The sequence below is a fragment of the Roseovarius mucosus DSM 17069 genome, assembly GCF_000768555.3.
GTDB classification, from domain to species: domain Bacteria; phylum Pseudomonadota; class Alphaproteobacteria; order Rhodobacterales; family Rhodobacteraceae; genus Roseovarius; species Roseovarius mucosus.
Window position 1 is genome coordinate 297,249 of sequence record NZ_KN293975.1, and the last position, 16,851, is coordinate 314,099.

Here is a 16,851-nt window from a genome sequence, read left to right on the forward strand (position 1 = left end):
TCGCGATTTGCCGGGCGCGCGGTCACTTCTGCCCCCGCGTCCAGGTGCCGCTCTCGCGCAGACGGGTCGAGGAAATATCCATCATCGGCACATTGACAAAGCACCAGGCGGGGGCGTCGCGCCGTCCCAGCGCCTGGCTCTCATGGCCGGGCAGGCGGGCACTGGCGTAGATGCGCGCCGCAGGGGACAGCCGCGCCGAGATACGCTGACCGGGCCGCGCCAGAACCCCCACCGGCACCGTGTCGAGAATGTCGCGCCAATCCTGCCAGAGGTGGAATTGCGCGAGATTGTCCGCCCCCATCAGCCAGACGAACCGCACGCCCGGACAGAGCCTGCGCAGCGCGCGCAGCGTGGCGGCGGTATGGCGCGTGCCGGTCCGCGCCTCGATATCGGTCACGTCGATGCGCGGATGATCGACCAATGCCCGCGCGGCCGCCATGCGCTGCGCGAGCGGCGCAGGGCCATGCGCCTTGAGCGGATTGCCCGGGCTCACCAGCCACCACAGCCGGTCCAGCCCGAACCGCCGCAACGCCTCGCGGCTGATATGCAGATGCCCCGCATGGGGCGGATCGAACGATCCACCCAAGAGGCCGATCACCTGACCGGGGCGGGTAGGGGGCAGGGCATGTGTCATCGCCTCTTCATTGCCAGCGGCGCGCGCGGTGTAAAGCGAAATCCGGGGCGCCCCCCGATCCATCGCCCCACAGCCCATTGCCCCCGCACGCCCATGCAGGTATCACGCGGGCTGAATTAGCAGTTACCCAAGCGGAATGGAGCGGCACATCATGGCAGCGTATCAATATGTCTATCACATGCAGGGCGTCTCCAAGGCCTATCCCGGCGGCAAGAAATGCTTTGAGAACATCAACCTCAACTTTCTGCCGGGGGTGAAGATCGGCGTCGTGGGCGTGAACGGCTCGGGTAAATCCACCCTGATGCGGATCATGGCCGGGATGGACAAGGATTTCTCTGGCGAGGCCTGGGCTGCCGAGGGCGCGCGCGTGGGCTATCTGCCGCAGGAACCGCATCTCGACGACAGCCTTGATGTGCGCGGCAATGTCATGCTGGGCGTGGCCGAGAAAAAGGCCAAGCTCGACCGTTTCAATGAACTGGCGATGAACTACAGCGATGAGACCGCCGACGAGATGGCGCAGTTGCAGGACGAGATCGACAGCCAGAACCTCTGGGATCTCGACAGCCAGATCGACATCTCGATGGAGGCCCTGCGCTGCCCGCCCGATGACGCGGCCGTGTCCTCGCTCTCTGGGGGCGAACGCCGCCGCGTGGCGCTGTGCAAGCTCTTGCTCGAAGCGCCCGACATGCTGCTGCTGGACGAACCGACCAACCACCTTGACGCGGAAACCATCGCCTGGCTGCAACAGCATCTCATTGCCTACAAGGGCACGATCCTGATCGTCACCCACGACCGCTACTTCCTCGATGACATCACAAGCTGGATTCTCGAACTGGATCGCGGCCGGGGTATCCCCTATGAGGGCAATTACTCGGCCTGGCTCGACCAGAAGGCCAAGCGCCTCCTGCAAGAGGCGCGCGAGGATAAATCCAAGCAAAAGACGCTGGAACGCGAACTGGAATGGATGCGGCAAGGGGCCAAGGCGCGGCAGGCCAAGCAAAAGGCGCGGATCAACGCCTATAACGAGCTGGCCGGCCAGTCCGAACGCGAGCGCATCAGCCGTGCACAGATCGTCATCCCCAACGGCCAGCGCCTGGGCAACAAGGTGATCGAGGTCAACGGGCTGCGCAAGGCGATGGGCGACAAGCTCTTGATCGAGGATCTCAGCTTTTCCTTGCCGCCCGGCGGTATCGTGGGCGTGATCGGCCCCAACGGCGCGGGCAAATCCACGCTTTTCAAGATGCTGACCGGGCAGGAACAGCCCGACGCCGGCACGATCGAACTGGGCGATACGGTGCAATTGTCTTATGTCGATCAGTCGCGCGACGATCTGAAACCCGACGATAACGTCTGGGAGGCGATTTCCGGTGGTGCCGAGGTGATCGTGCTGGGCGACGCGCAGATGAATTCCCGCGCCTATTGCGGGGCGTTCAATTTCAAGGGCGGTGACCAGCAGAAGAAGGTCTCGCTCCTCTCGGGGGGCGAGCGCAACCGCGTGCATATGGCGCGGCTCTTGAAAGAGGGCGGCAACGTGCTGCTGCTCGACGAACCGACCAACGACCTCGACGTCGAAACCCTGCGCGCGCTGGAAGATGCGCTGATGGATTTCGCAGGCTGCGCCGTGGTCATCTCGCACGACCGCTTTTTCCTCGACCGCATCTGCACGCATATCCTCGCCTTCGAGGGGGATGCGCATGTGGAATGGTTCGAAGGCGATTTTTCGGCCTATGAAGAGGACAAGAAACGGCGGTTGGGCCCGGATGCACTGGAGCCGAAGCGGGTGAAGTATAAGAAGTTCGTGAGGTAGTACGCGCGCCCCGGGCCTGACCCGGGGCCGCCATGTCGTAGGGTGCGCATTCATTGCGCACCTATCACCGGCACCTATGCGCGCCACGGTGCGCAATGAATGCGCACCCTACGGGGGGCCGGTCATTAGACAATGATTGTGTGATGTAAGATGTTAACTATTTTATGTTGTCTAAAATACAGATTTGATTGTTAAGCTTAATTCATGACTTTGCTTGTTCTAGGTTGCGGAGAATTTTATGTCTGAAACTAAGAAAGTATGTGGCATTGTTATGCCAATATCGGAATGTGATGGGCTGCCAACCTCCCATTGGAAAGATGTTCTTAACATAGTCGAAGTCGCGGCGAAGGACGCCGGCTTCACAGCACGCTTAGTTAGCGATACTTTTGAATCAAATTTGATCCATAAAGAAATACTGCAGAATATTTACAACGATGACATCGTTATTTGCGACGTAAGTGGCCGCAATCCTAACGTATTCTTCGAGTTAGGCATCAGAATGGCGACTCAGAAACCCACCGTCATAATAAAGGACGATATGACCGAGTATCCTTTTGATACGGGTCCAAACCGTTATATTGGGTATCCCCGGGACCTGAGGCATCCAAAAATGGAAGCCTTCCGCATAGATTTGGTTGCAGCATTAGAGAAATCATCAGAGCATTCCAAGGAAAATAGTTTCATTGGACAACTTGGGCCATTTCAGATTCCAGAGGTTGAGAGCAAAGAACTTCCAGTTGGGGATATTATTCTTCAACGCTTAGAGCGGCTCGACAGAAAATTAGTTTCCGTTGCCGCTCGTGCTTCTAATAATCGGATAATTAACGACCTTAGAGAAAGGGCAGAAACATTCAGATGGAAAAAAATTGGGGCAAAAACGGTGGAAGTGTGCGTTCGTAGTCATTTCAACACATCGGTCGATAATGCAATCAGTGATATTCTGAAGACTGACGCTTATTGCGATTTGGAAATTTCCGTCAAGCACCTGTCAAGCGACCATAGTCACGTGAAGATTAATGGTGATGCTATAAATGAGCGTCGCTTTAAAGCTGACTTTGAATTCAGCGTGGAGAACGCCATCCCGTTTTAATAGATACTGTCCTTATGCCGCTGCCCACAAGTGTGCCATGAATGCGCACCCTATGGCGGCTTGGTCTCCTTACCATCGCCCTCACTCCTCTCCCGCCACCCGCTTCGCCAGCCCGCGTAGGGTGGGTGACAACCCACCATCCATACGCCATCTCGCGCCGTCGGTGGGTTGCACCCACCCAACTCGTTGTCGCAAAAATCGCTCTTGTCGTTCGACTTTCTCCCGCGCGCGTCGGCCATCGCGCGGCTCTCAACACGCCTCCCCATCCTCTGCCGTCTCACCTTTATCGCCCGCCACCCGCTTCGCCAGATACGCATCCACCCGCACCTCACCCGCGATCTTCATCTGCGCCCATGTGCGCAACAGCCGATTGATGCGCGCCTGATAGCCGTGCCCCATGCCGCGATAGAACCGCGCCACCGAGCGGTCGAGATAGAGCGTCACCTTCTCGCGCGGTTCCTCCACATCCAGATCGACCTCCAGCGTGTGCCAGGCATCGGGCACGACATCGGCCAGTGTGGCCGAGACCCAATCGTCGCGGCTCAGGTGAATGAGGTCATGCAAGAGCCACTCACGAGCAAGGCGTTGGGTTTTGGTCAGGCGGGCCATTCATGCGCTCCGGTTTACGTGGGATCATCCTGGTCCAAAGGGGGTTAACACGCGCTTGCGCGCCCGCACGCGCCCACCGACGCCATACCGACAGGATACTGTCGCCTAACACGGCGCATTGTCCGCCCCGCCTGTCACAAAACCTTCACTTGAGCTCCTCAATATTTCCGATATTCACGAAATATGGAAACACTGGCCCCCACCCGCCTCGCAACCCTTGGTCACCCGCAGCGGCTGGCGATCTTCCGGCTGCTCATGCGCCGCTACCCGGATCGTATCCCGGCGGGCGAATTGGCCGAAATTCTGCACCTCAAGCCCTCGACGCTCTCTGCCTATCTCGCCGCCTTGATGCAGGCAGGGCTGGTGGTGCAGGAGCGGGCGGGCACATCCCTTAGATATTCCATCGACATGACAGAGGTGCGACGCACCTTCGATTACCTGTTCAACGACTGTTGTCGCGGGCGCCCGGATATCTGCGCGCCCTTTCCCCCCCTCAGAGGAGGCCCCGATATGGCCCACCGGAAATACACCGTGCTTTTCATCTGCGTCGGCAATTCGGCGCGGTCGATCTTTGCCGAAACCATCCTGCGCGACATGGCGGGGGATCGTTTCACCGTCCATTCCGCCGGAACGCGCCCCTATTCCGAGCTTAATCCCTTTGCTCTGGAGGTCTTGCGCGCCAAGGGCCATGACCTGACCCCGCTGCGCGCCAAGAACGTGTCAGAGTTCACCGGGCCCGAAGCCCCCGCGCTCGACTTTGTCTTTACCGTCTGTGACACGGCCGCGAACGAGGACTGTCCGGCCTGGGAAGGCCAGCCGGTCAGCGCCCATTGGGGCATGCCCGACCCGGTCAAGGCCGAGGGCACGGAGGCGCAGAAAAGCCTTGCGTTTCAACAAGCTTATGGCGCGCTCCGTAACCGGATCACGGCCTTTGCGGCGCTGCCGATTTCGACCTTGGATCGTGTCAGCCTGCAAGCCGCGGTCGATGACATCGCGCGGCAATCCGAGGGGCAGGGCGCATGACGGTCTATGCCATCAACGGTCTGGGTCGGATCGGTAAGCTGATCCTCAAGCCGCTCTTTGAGCGCGGCGCCAAGGTGGCGTGGATCAACGATGCGGTGGGCGATGCCGCCATGCACGCCCATTTGCTCGAATTCGACACGGTGCACGGGCGGTGGGATGCTAGTTTCGGGCATGCCGACGACGCGGTGATCATCAATGGCGTGCGGCTGCCGTTCATCGGCGCGCGGGATCTGGATGCGTTGCCGCTTGATGGTGTGGACGTGGTGATCGACTGCACGGGCGGTTTCAAGACCGAGGCCAAGATCGCGCCCTACTTCACGGCAGGCGTCAAGAAAGTCGTCGTCTCTGCTCCGGTCAAGGACGGCGATGCCGCCAATATCGTCTACGGCGTCAACCACGCGGTTTACGAGCCTGCGCGGCATCGCATCGTGACGGCGGCAAGCTGCACCACCAACTGCCTCGCTCCAGTGGTCAAGGTGCTGCATGAGGCGATAGGGATCAAGCATGGCTCGATCACCACGATCCATGACGTGACCAACACGCAGACCATCGTGGACCGCCCCGCCAAGGATTTGCGCCGCGCGCGTTCGGCGCTCAATTCGCTGATCCCGACCACGACGGGCAGCGCCACGGCGATCACGCTGATTTATCCCGAGTTGAAAGGCCGCCTGAATGGCCATGCCGTGCGCGTGCCGCTGCTGAACGCGTCGATGACCGATTGTGTGTTCGAGATGGAGCGCGAGACCAGCGTCGAGGAGGTGAACAGCCTGTTTCAAGCCGCCGCCGAAGGGCCGCTTGCGGGAATTCTGGGCTATGAAACCCGGCCCCTCGTCAGCGCCGATTACACCAATGACACGCGGTCGGGCATTGTCGATGCACCCTCGACCATGGTGGTGGGTGGCACGCAGGTAAAGGTCTATGTCTGGTATGACAACGAGATGGGCTATGCGCATCGTCTGGTCGATGTGGCCTGCATGGTCGGGGACAGCCTGTGAGCAAAAGACCTGAGGGGCTGAGCGCCTATATCGCCGTCACGGCGGCCTATTGGGCCTTCATGCTCAGCGATGGGGCGCTCAGGATGCTGGTGCTCTTGCACTTTCACACGCTGGGATTCAGCCCGGTGCAACTGGCCTATCTCTTTGTTTTGTATGAGTTTGCGGGGATGGTGACCAACCTCTCGGCTGGCTGGATCGCGGCGCGGTTCGGATTGACGGCGACGCTCTATGCCGGGCTTGGCCTGCAAGTGGCGGCGCTGATTGCATTGGCGCAACTTGACCCGGAGTGGAGCCTCGCGCTCTCGGTGGCCTTTGTGATGGGCGTGCAGGGGGCCTCAGGTGTGGCCAAGGATCTGGCCAAGATGTCGTCGAAATCCGCGGTCAAGTTGCTGGCCCCGTCGGAGGAGGGCGGGCTTTTCCATTGGGTTGCCGTGCTCACCGGGTCCAAAAATGCGGTCAAGGGAGTCGGGTTTCTCCTCGGCGCGGCGCTCTTGGCCGGGATCGGCTTTGTCGGGGCGGTCTGGGCCATGGCGGGGGTGCTGGCGGTGATCCTGATGGCCGTGGTCATCGCCATGCCGCCGGGCCTGCCGCGCGGGCGCAAGGGGGCGAAATTCTCGGAAGTGTTCTCGAAATCCGCCAATGTGAACTGGCTGAGCGCGGCGCGCGTGTTTCTCTTTGGTGCGCGCGATGTGTGGTTCGTGGTGGGCATCCCGATCTATTTCTACGGTGTCCTGTCGGACGGGTCCGAGGCCGGGAACCGTGCCGCGTTCTTTCTGATCGGCACGTTCATGGCGGGCTGGATCATCCTCTATGGGGCGGTGCAGGCCTCGGCCCCCAAGATCCTGCGCGCCAAGTCGCGGCCTGAGGCAGAGTTGATCGCGTCCGCGCGGGGCTGGGCGCTGGCGCTCTGCGGGGTGCCTGCGGTGCTGACCGCGTTGGCGCTGATGGCCGGGGGGGCGCAGCCGTGGCTCACCGTGGCACTGGTGGCGGGGCTATTGGTGTTCGGCGCGATCTTTGCCGTCAATTCGGCGCTCCATTCCTATCTGATCCTTGCCTTCACCCGCGCAGAACGGGTGACACTGGATGTCGGGTTCTATTACATGGCCAATGCCGCAGGGCGGCTCTTGGGCACGTTGCTCTCTGGGCTGACCTATCAAGTGGGGGGGCTTGCGCTGATGTTGGGGGTGGCGACCGGGATGGTGGCGCTCTCGGCGCTGGCGGCGGGACGGTTGACCCCACAGGAAAGGACAGAGACATGAGTGGTTTCGAGCGGTATCTGACCGTCTGGGTCGGGCTGGCGATGGCGGCGGGCGTGATGCTTGGCCTTGTGGCACCGGGCCTGATCGCGGCGATTGCGGCGGCAGAGGTGGCGCGGGTCAATCTGGTGGTGGCGGTGCTGATCTGGGCGATGGTCTATCCGATGATGGTCGGCGTCGATCCCACGAGCCTCGGCCAAGTGGCGCGCCAGCCCCGGGGGCTGGCGATCACGCTGGTGGTCAACTGGCTGATCAAGCCGTTCAGCATGGCCGCGCTGGCGGTGCTTTTCTTTGAGGGGGTCTTTGCCGATCTGATCGCCCCGGCTGATGCCCAACAATATATCGCGGGCCTTATCCTCTTGGGCGCGGCCCCTTGCACGGCGATGGTGTTTGTGTGGTCGCAACTGACCAAGGGCGACGAGAGTTACACGCTCTTGCAGGTGTCGGTCAACGATGTGGTGATGGTCTTTGCCTTTGCGCCGCTTGTCGCGTTTCTGCTCGGGGTCACGGATATTGTCGTGCCATGGGAAACGCTGGTGTTGTCGGTGCTGCTCTTTGTGGCGCTGCCGCTGGCGGCGGGGTTGCTCACGCGGCGCAGGCTGGGGTCCGAGGCGCGGATTGCGGCGTTTCAGGGGCGCGTCAAGCCGTGGTCGATCCTCGGGTTGATCGCGACGGTGGTGATCCTCTTTGGTCTGCAGGGTCGAGTAATCGTCGAGCGGCCAATGGTGATCGGGTTGATCGCGGTGCCCATTATTCTTCAAAGTTATGGGATTTTCGCGGTTGCCTATGCGGCGGCATGGCTGCTCAAGGTGCCACACCGGATCGCGGCCCCCTGTGCGCTGATCGGCACATCGAATTTCTTTGAACTCGCGGTGGCTGTGGCGATTTCGCTCTTTGGGCTCAATTCCGGGGCGGCATTGGCGACGGTGGTGGGCGTGCTGGTCGAGGTGCCGGTGATGCTGTCGCTGGTGGCGCTGGCCAACCGGACGCGGGCGCGGTTCACCTGAGACCTTCCATGAAAAAGCCCCGCGCGGTGGCGCGGAGCTATGTGCCTTGCGATTGAGCTTTGGCTTATTGCGAGAAGGTCGCGAGATAGGCGGCCACATCCTCGCCGCCCTTGGCCAGTTTGAAGGTCATCTTCGACCGGCTGCCGAGATAATCGTTGGGATTCTTGACGAAGGTCGCAAGCTCAGCTTCGTCCCAAACCAGGCCTTCGGCGCCTTTTGCCGCCAAACCGTCGGAATACTTGAAACCTTCATAGCTGCCTGCCGTGCGCCCGATCACACCGTAGAGGTTGGGGCCGGTCTTGCCGCCTTTGACGATCGTTTCGCTGTCCGAAGCGATCATGTGGCAGGCTTTGCACTTGTTGAATTCTTTTTCGCCTTTGGCGGCGTCACCTTCGGCAAAAGCGGGCAAAGAAAGAGCCACAAGCGTGGCAGATGCGGCAAGAAGGGTCTTCATGAGCTACCTCATTTGGAGTTTGGTTGCATTCTACGTATAACCATAGTCCGACTGCCCCGGCTTGCAACCTCCAACTTTGGTGCAGGCGGCGGATTGCCTCAGTCAAATACCTGTGAAAAGCACCGACGCAGGGCGACATCGAGGTCGTCCATGGTGACGGGCAGGCCAAGATCGACCAATGAGGTCACGCCGTGTTCGGTGATGCCGCAAGGCACGATGCCGGTGAAATGCTCCAGATCCGGCTCGACATTGATCGAGATGCCGTGAAAGCTGATCCATTTGCGCAGGCGGATGCCGATGGCGGCGATCTTGTCCTCGGCCTGATGGCCCGTCGCGGTCAGCGGCCTGTCGGGTCGCGTGACCCAGACGCCGACGCGGCCCGCGCGGATTTCGCCGGTAACGTTGAATTCTGCCAGCGTGGCGATGACCCACCGTTCCAACTGTCGCACGAAACAGCGCACATCGCGGCCGCGCTTGCCCACGTCGAGCATGATGTAGACCACGCGCTGACCGGGGCCATGATAGGTATATTGCCCGCCGCGTTTCGCTTCATAGACGGGAAAGCGGTCAGGGTCGGTTAGATCCGCCAGTTTCGCCGACGTGCCGGCGGTGTAGAGTGGCGGATGCTCCAAGAGCCAGATCGCCTCGGCGGCGGTGCCTTCGGCGATTCGCGCAACACGCTCTTCCATTGCGGCCACGGCCTCCGGAAAGGGCACAAGATCGGCGGAGAGATGCCATTCTACGCCGGATGGGTCGATGGCAAAGGGGGTTTTCAGCGGCAAGGTTTGACTCTGTTCACGTGTGAGGGAAAACTTGTGGTAGATTGTCCTATCAAGTTTGCACCTGCTTAGGGGAGATGAGCGATGTTTTCAAAACGAATTCTAATGATGGCCTTGGCGACTACGGTAGCGTTGCCTGCGGGCGTGGCCCAGGCAGATTTCAAGGATGGGCTGGTAGGCGGCCTTGTTGGTGGCGCGGTGAGTGGCATCATCGTGAACGAAAGTGCCAAGGCGCGGGAACGCAAACAACAGACGACAACCACAACGCGTCGGGTCTATCAGGCCCCGGTGAACAGCGTCGAGCGTCAGCAAGTGCGCGAAGAGCAGACCGCGCTCAACTATTTCGGCTTTCCGGCAGGGACGCCCGATGGCGTGCGCGGTCGCAACACGCGCGATGCCGCCGCGCAGTTCCAGGCGCATATGGGCTATCCGGCGACCGGCTATCTGGCGGATTACGAGCGGCAGTTTCTCATCAGCTCGTATTACCGCGCGCAGAGCAGCGGCGCGGCGACGGGGCAGTTGATCGCGCAGCGCGGGCAGGGCACACGAGGCCTGTTGCACGCCTATCGCGACGAGGCGGCGGGGGTGCCGACCTATGCGGCCGCCCCCGCGCCTGCGCCAGCAGCGCCGTCCCCAGTGATGGCGGCCATCCCCCAAGCCGCGCAAGTGCCCGCGCCAAGCGCGTCGCCTGCGCCCGCAGCCACTGGATTTGCTGCGTTACCAAACCTGATGGCCTCGGGCGGCGAAGGCCCGTCGCTGGCGTCGCATTGCAATCAGGTGAGCCTAATTACCAACTCCAACGGCGGTTTTGTGACCGAGGCCTCGATGGGGGATGGTCGTGTGGCGCTGAACGAGCAGTTCTGCCTTGCGCGCACCTACGCGATTGCCGAGGGCGAAACGATGGCAGCCTCTCTCAAGGGGGTGACACAGACGCAACTTGAAGACCAATGCCGGGCATTCGAACCTGCGATGCGGGATCACGTGGCCGCGCTCTCGCTCAGTCCGCGCGAGGAGGTCGTGCAAAACGTACGTGGCTTTGTGCTTCAGTCCGGGCAATCTCCGGCGCAATTGGCGGGAACGGCCAAGATTTGTCTCTCGGTCGGCTACCGAATCGACAACATGAACGTGGCGCTTGGATCTGCCCTGTTGCTCACGGCGCTGGGCGAAGAGCCCTATGGCGAGTTGATGGGACATCACCTGAACGAAGGGTTTGGCACGACAAGACGGCCTGATCTGGCCCTGGCGTGGTATCAAGGCGCTGTCGAGGCGGTCGAGCGCGGTGCAGAGCCTGTTTTTGCCCCCGGAAACACCGGTCGCACTGGGCTTTTGCGCAAGGCGGCGTTCCATACGCAGGGCGCTCAGGCTGGCAGTGGCGGCAGCGTGCAGCCGGTTGCGACATTGCCCACGTTCAAGCTCGATTAGGCGACGGAACGGTCCTGTGAAAAACCGAAGGGGCAATGTGTTTTGCCCCTTCACAAGGCGGATGAGTTTGCATATACGGCCCAAACCTACCTGATCACGTGCGGTCGTGGCGGAATTGGTAGACGCGCAGCGTTGAGGTCGCTGTGGGGTAACTCCCGTGGAGGTTCGAGTCCTCTCGACCGCACCATTTCATCCCTTCGGGGTGAAATAGGATCAGAAAACACTTTCCCAATGGTCGTGGTTTTGTGGCTCGCTGGAACGGCAGGGCGCCGGGCGCTCATTCCCACCAGCGATCGATGCGAGCAATCTCCGCATCCGACCAGCCGAAGTGATGCGCCAGTTCATGCACCACCACATGCGTGACCAGATCGGCCAGATCAATATCGCCCCGGTCGCGCCACTCGTCGAGGATCGGCTCGCGGAAAATCCAGATCGTATCGGGGCCAAGCGGCTGATCAAAATGGGATTTCTCAGTCAGCGGGATGCCTTCGTAGAGGCCTGTCAGATCGAGCGGATCGTCGATTTCCATCTCGTCGAGCAGATGTTGGGGCGGCCAGTCGGCCACCAGCAACGCCACCCCTTGTGCGGCCGGGCGAAACGCAGAGGGCAGGGCTAGAACGGCCGCGCGGGCCATATCCTCAAAACTGGCAAGATCGGGGGTGGGCCTGTCCATGCCCGGCATATGGGGCGCGGGGGCGGAAATGTAAATCCGCCCCCGCCTCGTCCTGTCAGAGCATCAGCTGATAGCTCGCGGGCACATACTGGAACCCGTCGCCGCGTGTCTCGATGTAGCCCACGGCGGGGAAGGGCATGTGATAGCCGATGAAGGGGATCTTGTCGGCGGCCAGCATGCCCAGAACCTTGCGGCGGGTGGCCGCGGCCTGTGCCTTGTCCATGTCGAACTTGACCTCCCAGTCGGGATAGCCGAGCGACCAGACATAGTGATTGGCGAAATCGGCGGCGATGACCAGCGATTTGCCGCCGCTCTCGATCATATAGGCGGTGTGGCCAGGGGTGTGCCCCGCTGCGGACATGGCGGTGATGCCCGAGGCCACGCTGGCCCCGTCGCCGATCATCTCGGTCTTTTCGGCCAGCGGGCGCATCTTGGCGTCGAATCCCTCGTTTCCGGCTGCGGCCCAATGGTCGTACTCGGCGCTTGCGGTCACGTAGCGGGCATTCGGGAAGGTGGCAGCGGCGCCCTCGCCCATCAGCCCGCCGATGTGGTCGCCGTGCATATGGGTGATGACCACCACATCGACCTGATCGGGGGTATAGCCCGCCGAGGCAAGAGCACCGGTGATCGCCTCGGGATTGAGGCCGGTGTCAAAGAGCACAAGCTCGGCGCCGGTGTTGATCACCGTAGGCGTGAAGAAGAACTGCGCCTGATCGGTGGGGATATTATTGGCGGCAGAGACCTGCGCAAATTCCTCTGCGCTGACGTTGAGGCCAAAGATGCTCTGAGGCTCGGGGCGCGGCATGGTGGCGGCGAGCAGGGTCGTCACCTCGAAATCTCCGAGTGTCACCCGGTTGAACCGTGTGGTGGCAGCCCCCAGCATCGGCGCTGCGGCACGGGCGGGACCGGTCACAGCCGCAAGGGGCAAGGCCGCGGCGGAGCCAAGGATGGCGCGACGGGTGAGTGTGGGTCTGGACATGGAATCCTCCTGTTGATGGTACTCGCGTCAGGGTAGCGCGGTTCCATGTAGGGCGCATGGCGCTCACGGAAAATTGAGATTGGTTCGGCGCGGGAGGAAACGCGCCATTCCCGGCGCGGATAACGGGGTGTAGCATCGGACCATGTTGACCCTCTTTGCACATCGCGATTACGTCCGTCTCTTTGCCGCGCAGGTCGTCGCCCTGATAGGCACGGGTCTCTTGACCGTGGCCCTTGGCCTCTTGGCCTATGATCTGGCGGGGGCGCAGGCGGGGCTGGTTCTGAGCACGGCCTACACGATCAAGATGGTGGCCTATGTGGGCCTGTCGCCGGTGGCGCAGGCGCTGGTGCAGCGTCTGCCGCGCAAGACGGTGCTGATCGGGGCGGATGTGCTGCGTGCGGGCGTGGCGCTGTGCCTGCCGTTCGTCACGGACCTCTGGCAGATTTATGGGCTGATTTTCGTGCTCCAGGCAGCGTCGGCCACCTTTACCCCGGCCTATCAGGCGGTCTTGCCCGATGTGTTGCCCGATGAGGGGGATTATACCCGCGCGCTGTCGTTGTCGCGCCTTGCCTATGATCTGGAAAACCTCGTGAGCCCTGCCTTGGCGGGGCTTCTCTTGGCGGTGATGAGCTATCATTGGCTCTTTCTGGGCACGGTGGCGGGGTTCGTGGCCTCGGCCCTTCTGGTGGCAAGGGCGGTGATTCCCGGCCTGCGCGGGGCTGCGGCGGAGCGTCCGTTTCGCGAGCGTCTGTCGCGGGGGGTGCGGATATATCTGGCCACACCGCGCCTGCGCGGTCTTTTGGCGCTGAACATGGCTGCGGCCTCGGTCGGGGCCTTTGTTCTGGTCAATACGGTGGTACTGGTGCGCGGCGGCTATGGTGGCGACGCGGGGGCGCTGGCCCTTGCCATGGCGGCCTTTGGGGCGGGGTCGATGACGGCGGCGCTGTTGTTGCCCCGCATACTGGATCACGTCGCGGACCGGCCTGTGATGATGACGGCGGCGCGGGGGCTGATCGCTGTCGCTGTGATCACGGGGGCGTTGCTCTGGCGCGGCGGGCTTCCGGGCTGGCCGCTCTTTCTGGCGATCTGGGCGTGTATCGGCGCGCTCTATGCCGGTATCCTGACACCGTCGGGACGGCTCTTGAGGCGCTCGGCCCATGCCGAGGACCGCCCGGCGGTCTTTGCCGCGCAATTCGCACTCAGCCATGCGTGCTGGCTGGTGAGCTATCCCTTGGCGGGATGGGCGGGGCAGGCCCTTGGCATGGGGCCAGCCTTGGGGGTGATGGCGGGGCTTGCGGCCCTGGGGTTGGGGGTGGCGGCGCGGCTCTGGCCGGCTGGCCTGCCCGATGCGCCCGTGCACGCACATCCCGACCTGCCCGAAGGGGCATCCGCATCTGCGCGCCCATGGCGGGCGGCGGCATGCGCATCCGCTCGTGATCGACGACGCGCATCGTGTCTGGCCCACCCAGGGCTAGGGGTCGCAATCTGGACAAACGCGCGCGCCTGTGACAAAGCCCGCGGCAGAGTCAGGAGACGCCCATGATCACCACCCGCTTTGCCCCGTCGCCCACCGGCTATATCCATGTCGGCAATCTGCGCACTGCGCTGATGAACTATCTCATTGCCCGGCGCGCTGGGGGCACGTTCATTCTGCGGATCGACGATACCGACGCCGAACGCTCGAAAGAGGCCTATGTCGACGCGCTCAAGCAGGATCTGGAGTGGTTGGGCCTGCATTGGGACCGGATTGAGCGGCAGTCTTTGCGGTTGGATCGTTATGCCGATGCCGCGGACAAGTTGCGCAGCATGGGGCGGTTCTACGAGGCGTTCGAGACGCCGACCGAACTGGACCTCAAGCGCAAGAAACAGCTCAACATGGGTCGCCCGCCGGTCTATGACCGCGCGGCGCTTGGGCTGAGTGACGCGGACAAGGACAAGCTGCGCGCCGAGCGGGGCAATGGCGTGTGGCGGTTCAAACTGATCCAGGAGCGGATCGAGTGGCGCGATGGTATCCTTGGCGATATTTCGATCGACGCGGCCTCGGTCAGTGATCCGGTACTCATTCGCGGTGATGGTCAGGTGCTCTATACGCTGGCCTCGGTGGTGGATGATGTCGAGATGGGCGTCACGCATATCGTGCGCGGCTCGGATCACGTGACCAATACCGCCACGCAAATCCAGATCATCGAGGCGCTTGGAGCCACACCGCCGCAATTCGCGCATCACTCGCTCTTGACGGGCCCGCAGGGCGAGGCGCTGTCGAAACGTCTGGGTGCGCTGTCGTTGCGCGACCTGCGCGCGCAGGGGATCGAGCCGATGGCGCTCTTGAGCTTGATGGCGCGGTTGGGGTCGGCTGATCCGGTGGAACTGCGCACAGAGATGGCCGAGTTGATCGAGGGCTTTGATATCGAGCGGTTTGGCTCTGCCCCGACCAAATTTGACGAGAACGACCTCTTTCCGCTGACCGCGCGGCACTTGGCGGCGCGGCCGTTCGAGGCGGTGGCAGGCAAGATCGCGGAGATCGGCGTGCCCGAGGCACTGGCCCCGCAATTCTGGGAGGTCACGCGCGAGAATATCACCACGCTGAATGATCTGGAGGGCTGGTGGGCGCTATTCCGCGATGGCGCAGAGCCGGTGATCGAGGACGAGGATCGGGAGTTTGTGGCGCAGGCGATGGCGCTCTTGCCCGAGGGTCCGCATGATGCCGGGACCTGGGGCACGTGGACAACCGCCGTCAAGGAGGCCACGGGGCGCAAGGGCAAGGGCCTGTTCATGCCGCTGCGCAAGGCGCTGACGGGTCAGGCGCATGGGCCGGAAATGGCGCAGGTGCTGCCGCTCTTGCAGGTGATCAAGGCGAAGGGCTGAGCACCGCCGCGCGCAGCCGCGTCTTGTCACGTTCAAGGGGCAGGGCACTTTCAGCATATTCGCGGGCATGTTGCGACATTTCCCGTGCCGCCTGAGCCAGATCGCTATCGGGTGCCGAGGCCAGCCGCCCCAGAACCTGTTGCAGGCGCAGCGCCACCTCGATCTGTCCTGCCCCATCGCGCGCCACGCTGGCAAAGGCCGTGTCGATCATCGCGGCACGTGACGTTTCCGGCAGAAAGAGCCGGGGAAAGAGCGGGCTATCCTCGGCATGCGTGGCATGTGCCCAGTCCAGCAAGAGCTTTTCCTGACGGCATAGCACGGCAATCGCGGTGCCCGGATCGTTGATCCCCGGCGAGAGCGCCCGCGACGCGGTCTCCGACAAGACCAAAAGTCCGTAACTTGCGTCTTGCTCAAAGCTGCGGATCGCGGCGATGGTCAGGTTTTCGCAGATGGCGCTCCGCTCTTCTTCGCTCAGACCGGTGGCATGGCCGATGGTCTGGCCCCGGACCAGATAGGCACCGGGTCGGACATAGAGATAGACACGAGTTTGGTCTGTGCCCAGTTTTTCGCTGATGGCGTGCATGTCGATAAGTTGCAAATACCCGGTTCGGGGGGCGCAGAGCGGGCGGGCCTCAACCGGCAAAACCGTCTCGTCTGTCAACCTCCGCGCGCCGAGCGATGGCAGGCTACGGTCGCGAATGAAGCTGTTGCGCGCGGCCTGCTCGATCGAATGGAGCGTGGCATCCATGCTGCCCAAATCGCTCAGGTGATGAATCCAGCGCAAAAGCGCCACCACCACCAACACCACTACGGCCACGGTAAAGACCAGCACCAGAACGCTGGCACCCTCCGGGTAAAACCCGGTCTGAAAGAGGATGATCGCGCTCAGCGCATAGACAAAGGCACCGATGAAGGTGGCAAGAACCGTATGCGTGGTTGTATCCGCCAAGAGGATCGCATGTACGCGCGGCGTGGTCTGCCCTGCGGCGGCGTTATGGGCCGTGACCATGACATTGAGCGAGAAGGTGCTGACCGCCAGCATACCCGAAGCGAGAATCGTGAGGATCGGCATCACAGCGTCCGGGGTAAAGCGGGCTTTGAGGCCGTCCGGGATTTGATCCTCGAGCAGGATCGCCGCCGCCGATGCCAGCACCGCCAAGAGCGCGAAGAGCGTCACGCGCAGCCAGAGCTTGCGGCTGAGGCGCAAGAGCGAGAGGGCCGTGGTCGAGAGAATATGGGTTTTCAAATGCGGACCCTG

General features: G+C 62.3%; 15 protein-coding genes, 1 tRNA gene and 1 pseudogene. 10 read left to right on the forward strand and 7 right to left on the reverse strand.

The annotated features are described in order from the left end of the window. Positions 1 to 22: 22 nt before the first annotated feature. Positions 23 to 634, reverse strand: a complete 612-nt coding sequence (locus ROSMUC_RS01550) for a nicotinate-nucleotide adenylyltransferase (RefSeq protein WP_037269792.1) — start codon at positions 632 to 634, stop codon at positions 23 to 25. A gap of 151 nt (positions 635 to 785) precedes the next feature. Here ROSMUC_RS01550 and ettA point away from each other — a divergent pair, with 151 nt between their 5' ends. Continuing rightward, positions 786 to 2,441: an energy-dependent translational throttle protein EttA gene (ettA, locus tag ROSMUC_RS01555; protein ID WP_037269794.1), complete on the forward strand. Its 1,656-nt coding sequence runs from the start codon at positions 786 to 788 to the stop codon at positions 2,439 to 2,441. 238 nt (positions 2,442 to 2,679) lie between these two features. Then, a complete protein-coding gene (locus tag ROSMUC_RS01560; RefSeq protein ID WP_146005660.1) occupies positions 2,680 to 3,531 on the forward strand; it encodes a hypothetical protein in 852 nt (283 codons plus the stop codon). A gap of 249 nt (positions 3,532 to 3,780) precedes the next feature. Here ROSMUC_RS01560 and ROSMUC_RS01565 read toward each other — a convergent pair whose 3' ends face one another. Next, positions 3,781 to 4,140: a BrnA antitoxin family protein gene (locus tag ROSMUC_RS01565; protein ID WP_052115221.1), complete on the reverse strand. Its 360-nt coding sequence runs from the start codon at positions 4,138 to 4,140 to the stop codon at positions 3,781 to 3,783. Positions 4,141 to 4,323: 183 nt separating this feature from the next. Between ROSMUC_RS01565 and ROSMUC_RS01570 the strand changes: the two genes are divergently transcribed. Genes ROSMUC_RS01570 through arsB form a run of 4 tightly spaced genes read left to right on the forward strand, consistent with a single transcriptional unit; the run spans position 4,324 to position 8,421 of the window. Then, entirely contained in the window at positions 4,324 to 5,163 is an 840-nt protein-coding gene (locus ROSMUC_RS01570) for an arsenate reductase/protein-tyrosine-phosphatase family protein (protein WP_037268802.1), read from the forward strand. Next, positions 5,160 to 6,158, forward strand: a complete 999-nt coding sequence (locus tag ROSMUC_RS01575) for an ArsJ-associated glyceraldehyde-3-phosphate dehydrogenase (protein WP_037268805.1) — start codon at positions 5,160 to 5,162, stop codon at positions 6,156 to 6,158. The genes ROSMUC_RS01570 and ROSMUC_RS01575 overlap by 4 nt, the downstream gene beginning before the upstream one ends. Next, positions 6,155 to 7,417, forward strand: coding sequence for an organoarsenical effux MFS transporter ArsJ (gene arsJ, locus ROSMUC_RS01580; RefSeq protein WP_037268809.1), 1,263 nt, complete (start codon positions 6,155 to 6,157; stop codon positions 7,415 to 7,417). Before ROSMUC_RS01575 ends, arsJ begins: the two co-directional genes overlap by 4 nt. Further along, positions 7,414 to 8,421: an ACR3 family arsenite efflux transporter gene (arsB, locus tag ROSMUC_RS01585; protein ID WP_037268811.1), complete on the forward strand. Its 1,008-nt coding sequence runs from the start codon at positions 7,414 to 7,416 to the stop codon at positions 8,419 to 8,421. Before arsJ ends, arsB begins: the two co-directional genes overlap by 4 nt. 64 nt (positions 8,422 to 8,485) lie before the next feature. Here arsB and ROSMUC_RS01590 read toward each other — a convergent pair whose 3' ends face one another. Next, on the reverse strand, positions 8,486 to 8,875 hold the full coding sequence (locus ROSMUC_RS01590) for a c-type cytochrome (protein WP_037268814.1): 390 nt from the start codon (positions 8,873 to 8,875) through the stop codon (positions 8,486 to 8,488). A 98-nt stretch (positions 8,876 to 8,973) separates the two neighbouring features. Next, positions 8,974 to 9,657 carry a lipoyl(octanoyl) transferase LipB gene (gene lipB / locus ROSMUC_RS01595; protein WP_075571694.1) on the reverse strand — a complete coding sequence of 228 codons (684 nt, stop codon included), beginning with the start codon at positions 9,655 to 9,657 and terminating at the stop codon, positions 8,974 to 8,976. Positions 9,658 to 9,738: 81 nt separating this feature from the next. On the opposite strand from lipB, the gene ROSMUC_RS01600 reads away from it, so the two are divergent. Then, a complete protein-coding gene (locus ROSMUC_RS01600) occupies positions 9,739 to 11,076 on the forward strand; it encodes a peptidoglycan-binding domain-containing protein (RefSeq protein WP_037268816.1) in 1,338 nt (445 codons plus the stop codon). Positions 11,077 to 11,176: 100 nt separating this feature from the next. Beyond that, positions 11,177 to 11,263: transfer RNA gene (locus ROSMUC_RS01605), tRNA-Leu, on the forward strand. Positions 11,264 to 11,353: 90 nt separating this feature from the next. On the opposite strand, the gene ROSMUC_RS01610 is transcribed toward ROSMUC_RS01605, so the two are convergent. Both ROSMUC_RS01610 and ROSMUC_RS01615 read right to left on the reverse strand, forming a co-directional pair. Further along, positions 11,354 to 11,749 carry a metallopeptidase family protein gene (locus ROSMUC_RS01610; protein ID WP_037269802.1) on the reverse strand — a complete coding sequence of 132 codons (396 nt, stop codon included), beginning with the start codon at positions 11,747 to 11,749 and terminating at the stop codon, positions 11,354 to 11,356. A gap of 55 nt (positions 11,750 to 11,804) precedes the next feature. Further along, complete coding sequence (locus ROSMUC_RS01615; RefSeq protein ID WP_037268819.1) at positions 11,805 to 12,728, reverse strand: MBL fold metallo-hydrolase; 924 nt, start codon at positions 12,726 to 12,728, stop codon at positions 11,805 to 11,807. Positions 12,729 to 12,870: 142 nt separating this feature from the next. On the opposite strand from ROSMUC_RS01615, the pseudogene ROSMUC_RS01620 reads away from it, so the two are divergent. Together ROSMUC_RS01620 and gltX are read left to right on the forward strand one after the other, a co-directional pair. Further along, positions 12,871 to 14,203, forward strand: a pseudogene (locus ROSMUC_RS01620) (MFS transporter). Positions 14,204 to 14,267: 64 nt separating this feature from the next. After that, positions 14,268 to 15,593: a glutamate--tRNA ligase gene (gene gltX, locus ROSMUC_RS01625; RefSeq protein ID WP_037268822.1), complete on the forward strand. Its 1,326-nt coding sequence runs from the start codon at positions 14,268 to 14,270 to the stop codon at positions 15,591 to 15,593. Here the strand turns inward: gltX and ROSMUC_RS01630 are convergent. After that, positions 15,577 to 16,839, reverse strand: coding sequence for a DUF2254 domain-containing protein (locus tag ROSMUC_RS01630; RefSeq protein WP_052115222.1), 1,263 nt, complete (start codon positions 16,837 to 16,839; stop codon positions 15,577 to 15,579). The two genes, gltX and ROSMUC_RS01630, sit on opposite strands and share 17 nt — an antisense overlap. Positions 16,840 to 16,851: the final 12 nt, after the last annotated feature.

Excerpts from the sequence above, each read along its gene's own strand:
- arsB (WP_037268811.1), top strand. The coding sequence starts at position 7,414 with ATGAGTGGTTTCGAGCGGTATCTGACCGTCTGGGTCGGGCTGGCGATG.
- ettA (WP_037269794.1), top strand. The coding sequence starts at position 786 with ATGGCAGCGTATCAATATGTCTATCACATGCAGGGCGTCTCCAAGGCC.
- gltX (WP_037268822.1), top strand. The coding sequence starts at position 14,268 with ATGATCACCACCCGCTTTGCCCCGTCGCCCACCGGCTATATCCATGTC.
- ROSMUC_RS01600 (WP_037268816.1), top strand. The coding sequence starts at position 9,739 with ATGTTTTCAAAACGAATTCTAATGATGGCCTTGGCGACTACGGTAGCG.
- ROSMUC_RS01550 (WP_037269792.1), bottom strand. The coding sequence starts at position 634 with ATGACACATGCCCTGCCCCCTACCCGCCCCGGTCAGGTGATCGGCCTC.
- ROSMUC_RS01615 (WP_037268819.1), bottom strand. The coding sequence starts at position 12,728 with ATGTCCAGACCCACACTCACCCGTCGCGCCATCCTTGGCTCCGCCGCG.
- ROSMUC_RS01565 (WP_052115221.1), bottom strand. The coding sequence starts at position 4,140 with ATGGCCCGCCTGACCAAAACCCAACGCCTTGCTCGTGAGTGGCTCTTG.
- ROSMUC_RS01560 (WP_146005660.1), top strand. The coding sequence starts at position 2,680 with ATGTCTGAAACTAAGAAAGTATGTGGCATTGTTATGCCAATATCGGAA.
- ROSMUC_RS01610 (WP_037269802.1), bottom strand. The coding sequence starts at position 11,749 with ATGGACAGGCCCACCCCCGATCTTGCCAGTTTTGAGGATATGGCCCGC.
- ROSMUC_RS01575 (WP_037268805.1), top strand. The coding sequence starts at position 5,160 with ATGACGGTCTATGCCATCAACGGTCTGGGTCGGATCGGTAAGCTGATC.
- ROSMUC_RS01590 (WP_037268814.1), bottom strand. The coding sequence starts at position 8,875 with ATGAAGACCCTTCTTGCCGCATCTGCCACGCTTGTGGCTCTTTCTTTG.
- ROSMUC_RS01570 (WP_037268802.1), top strand. The coding sequence starts at position 4,324 with ATGGAAACACTGGCCCCCACCCGCCTCGCAACCCTTGGTCACCCGCAG.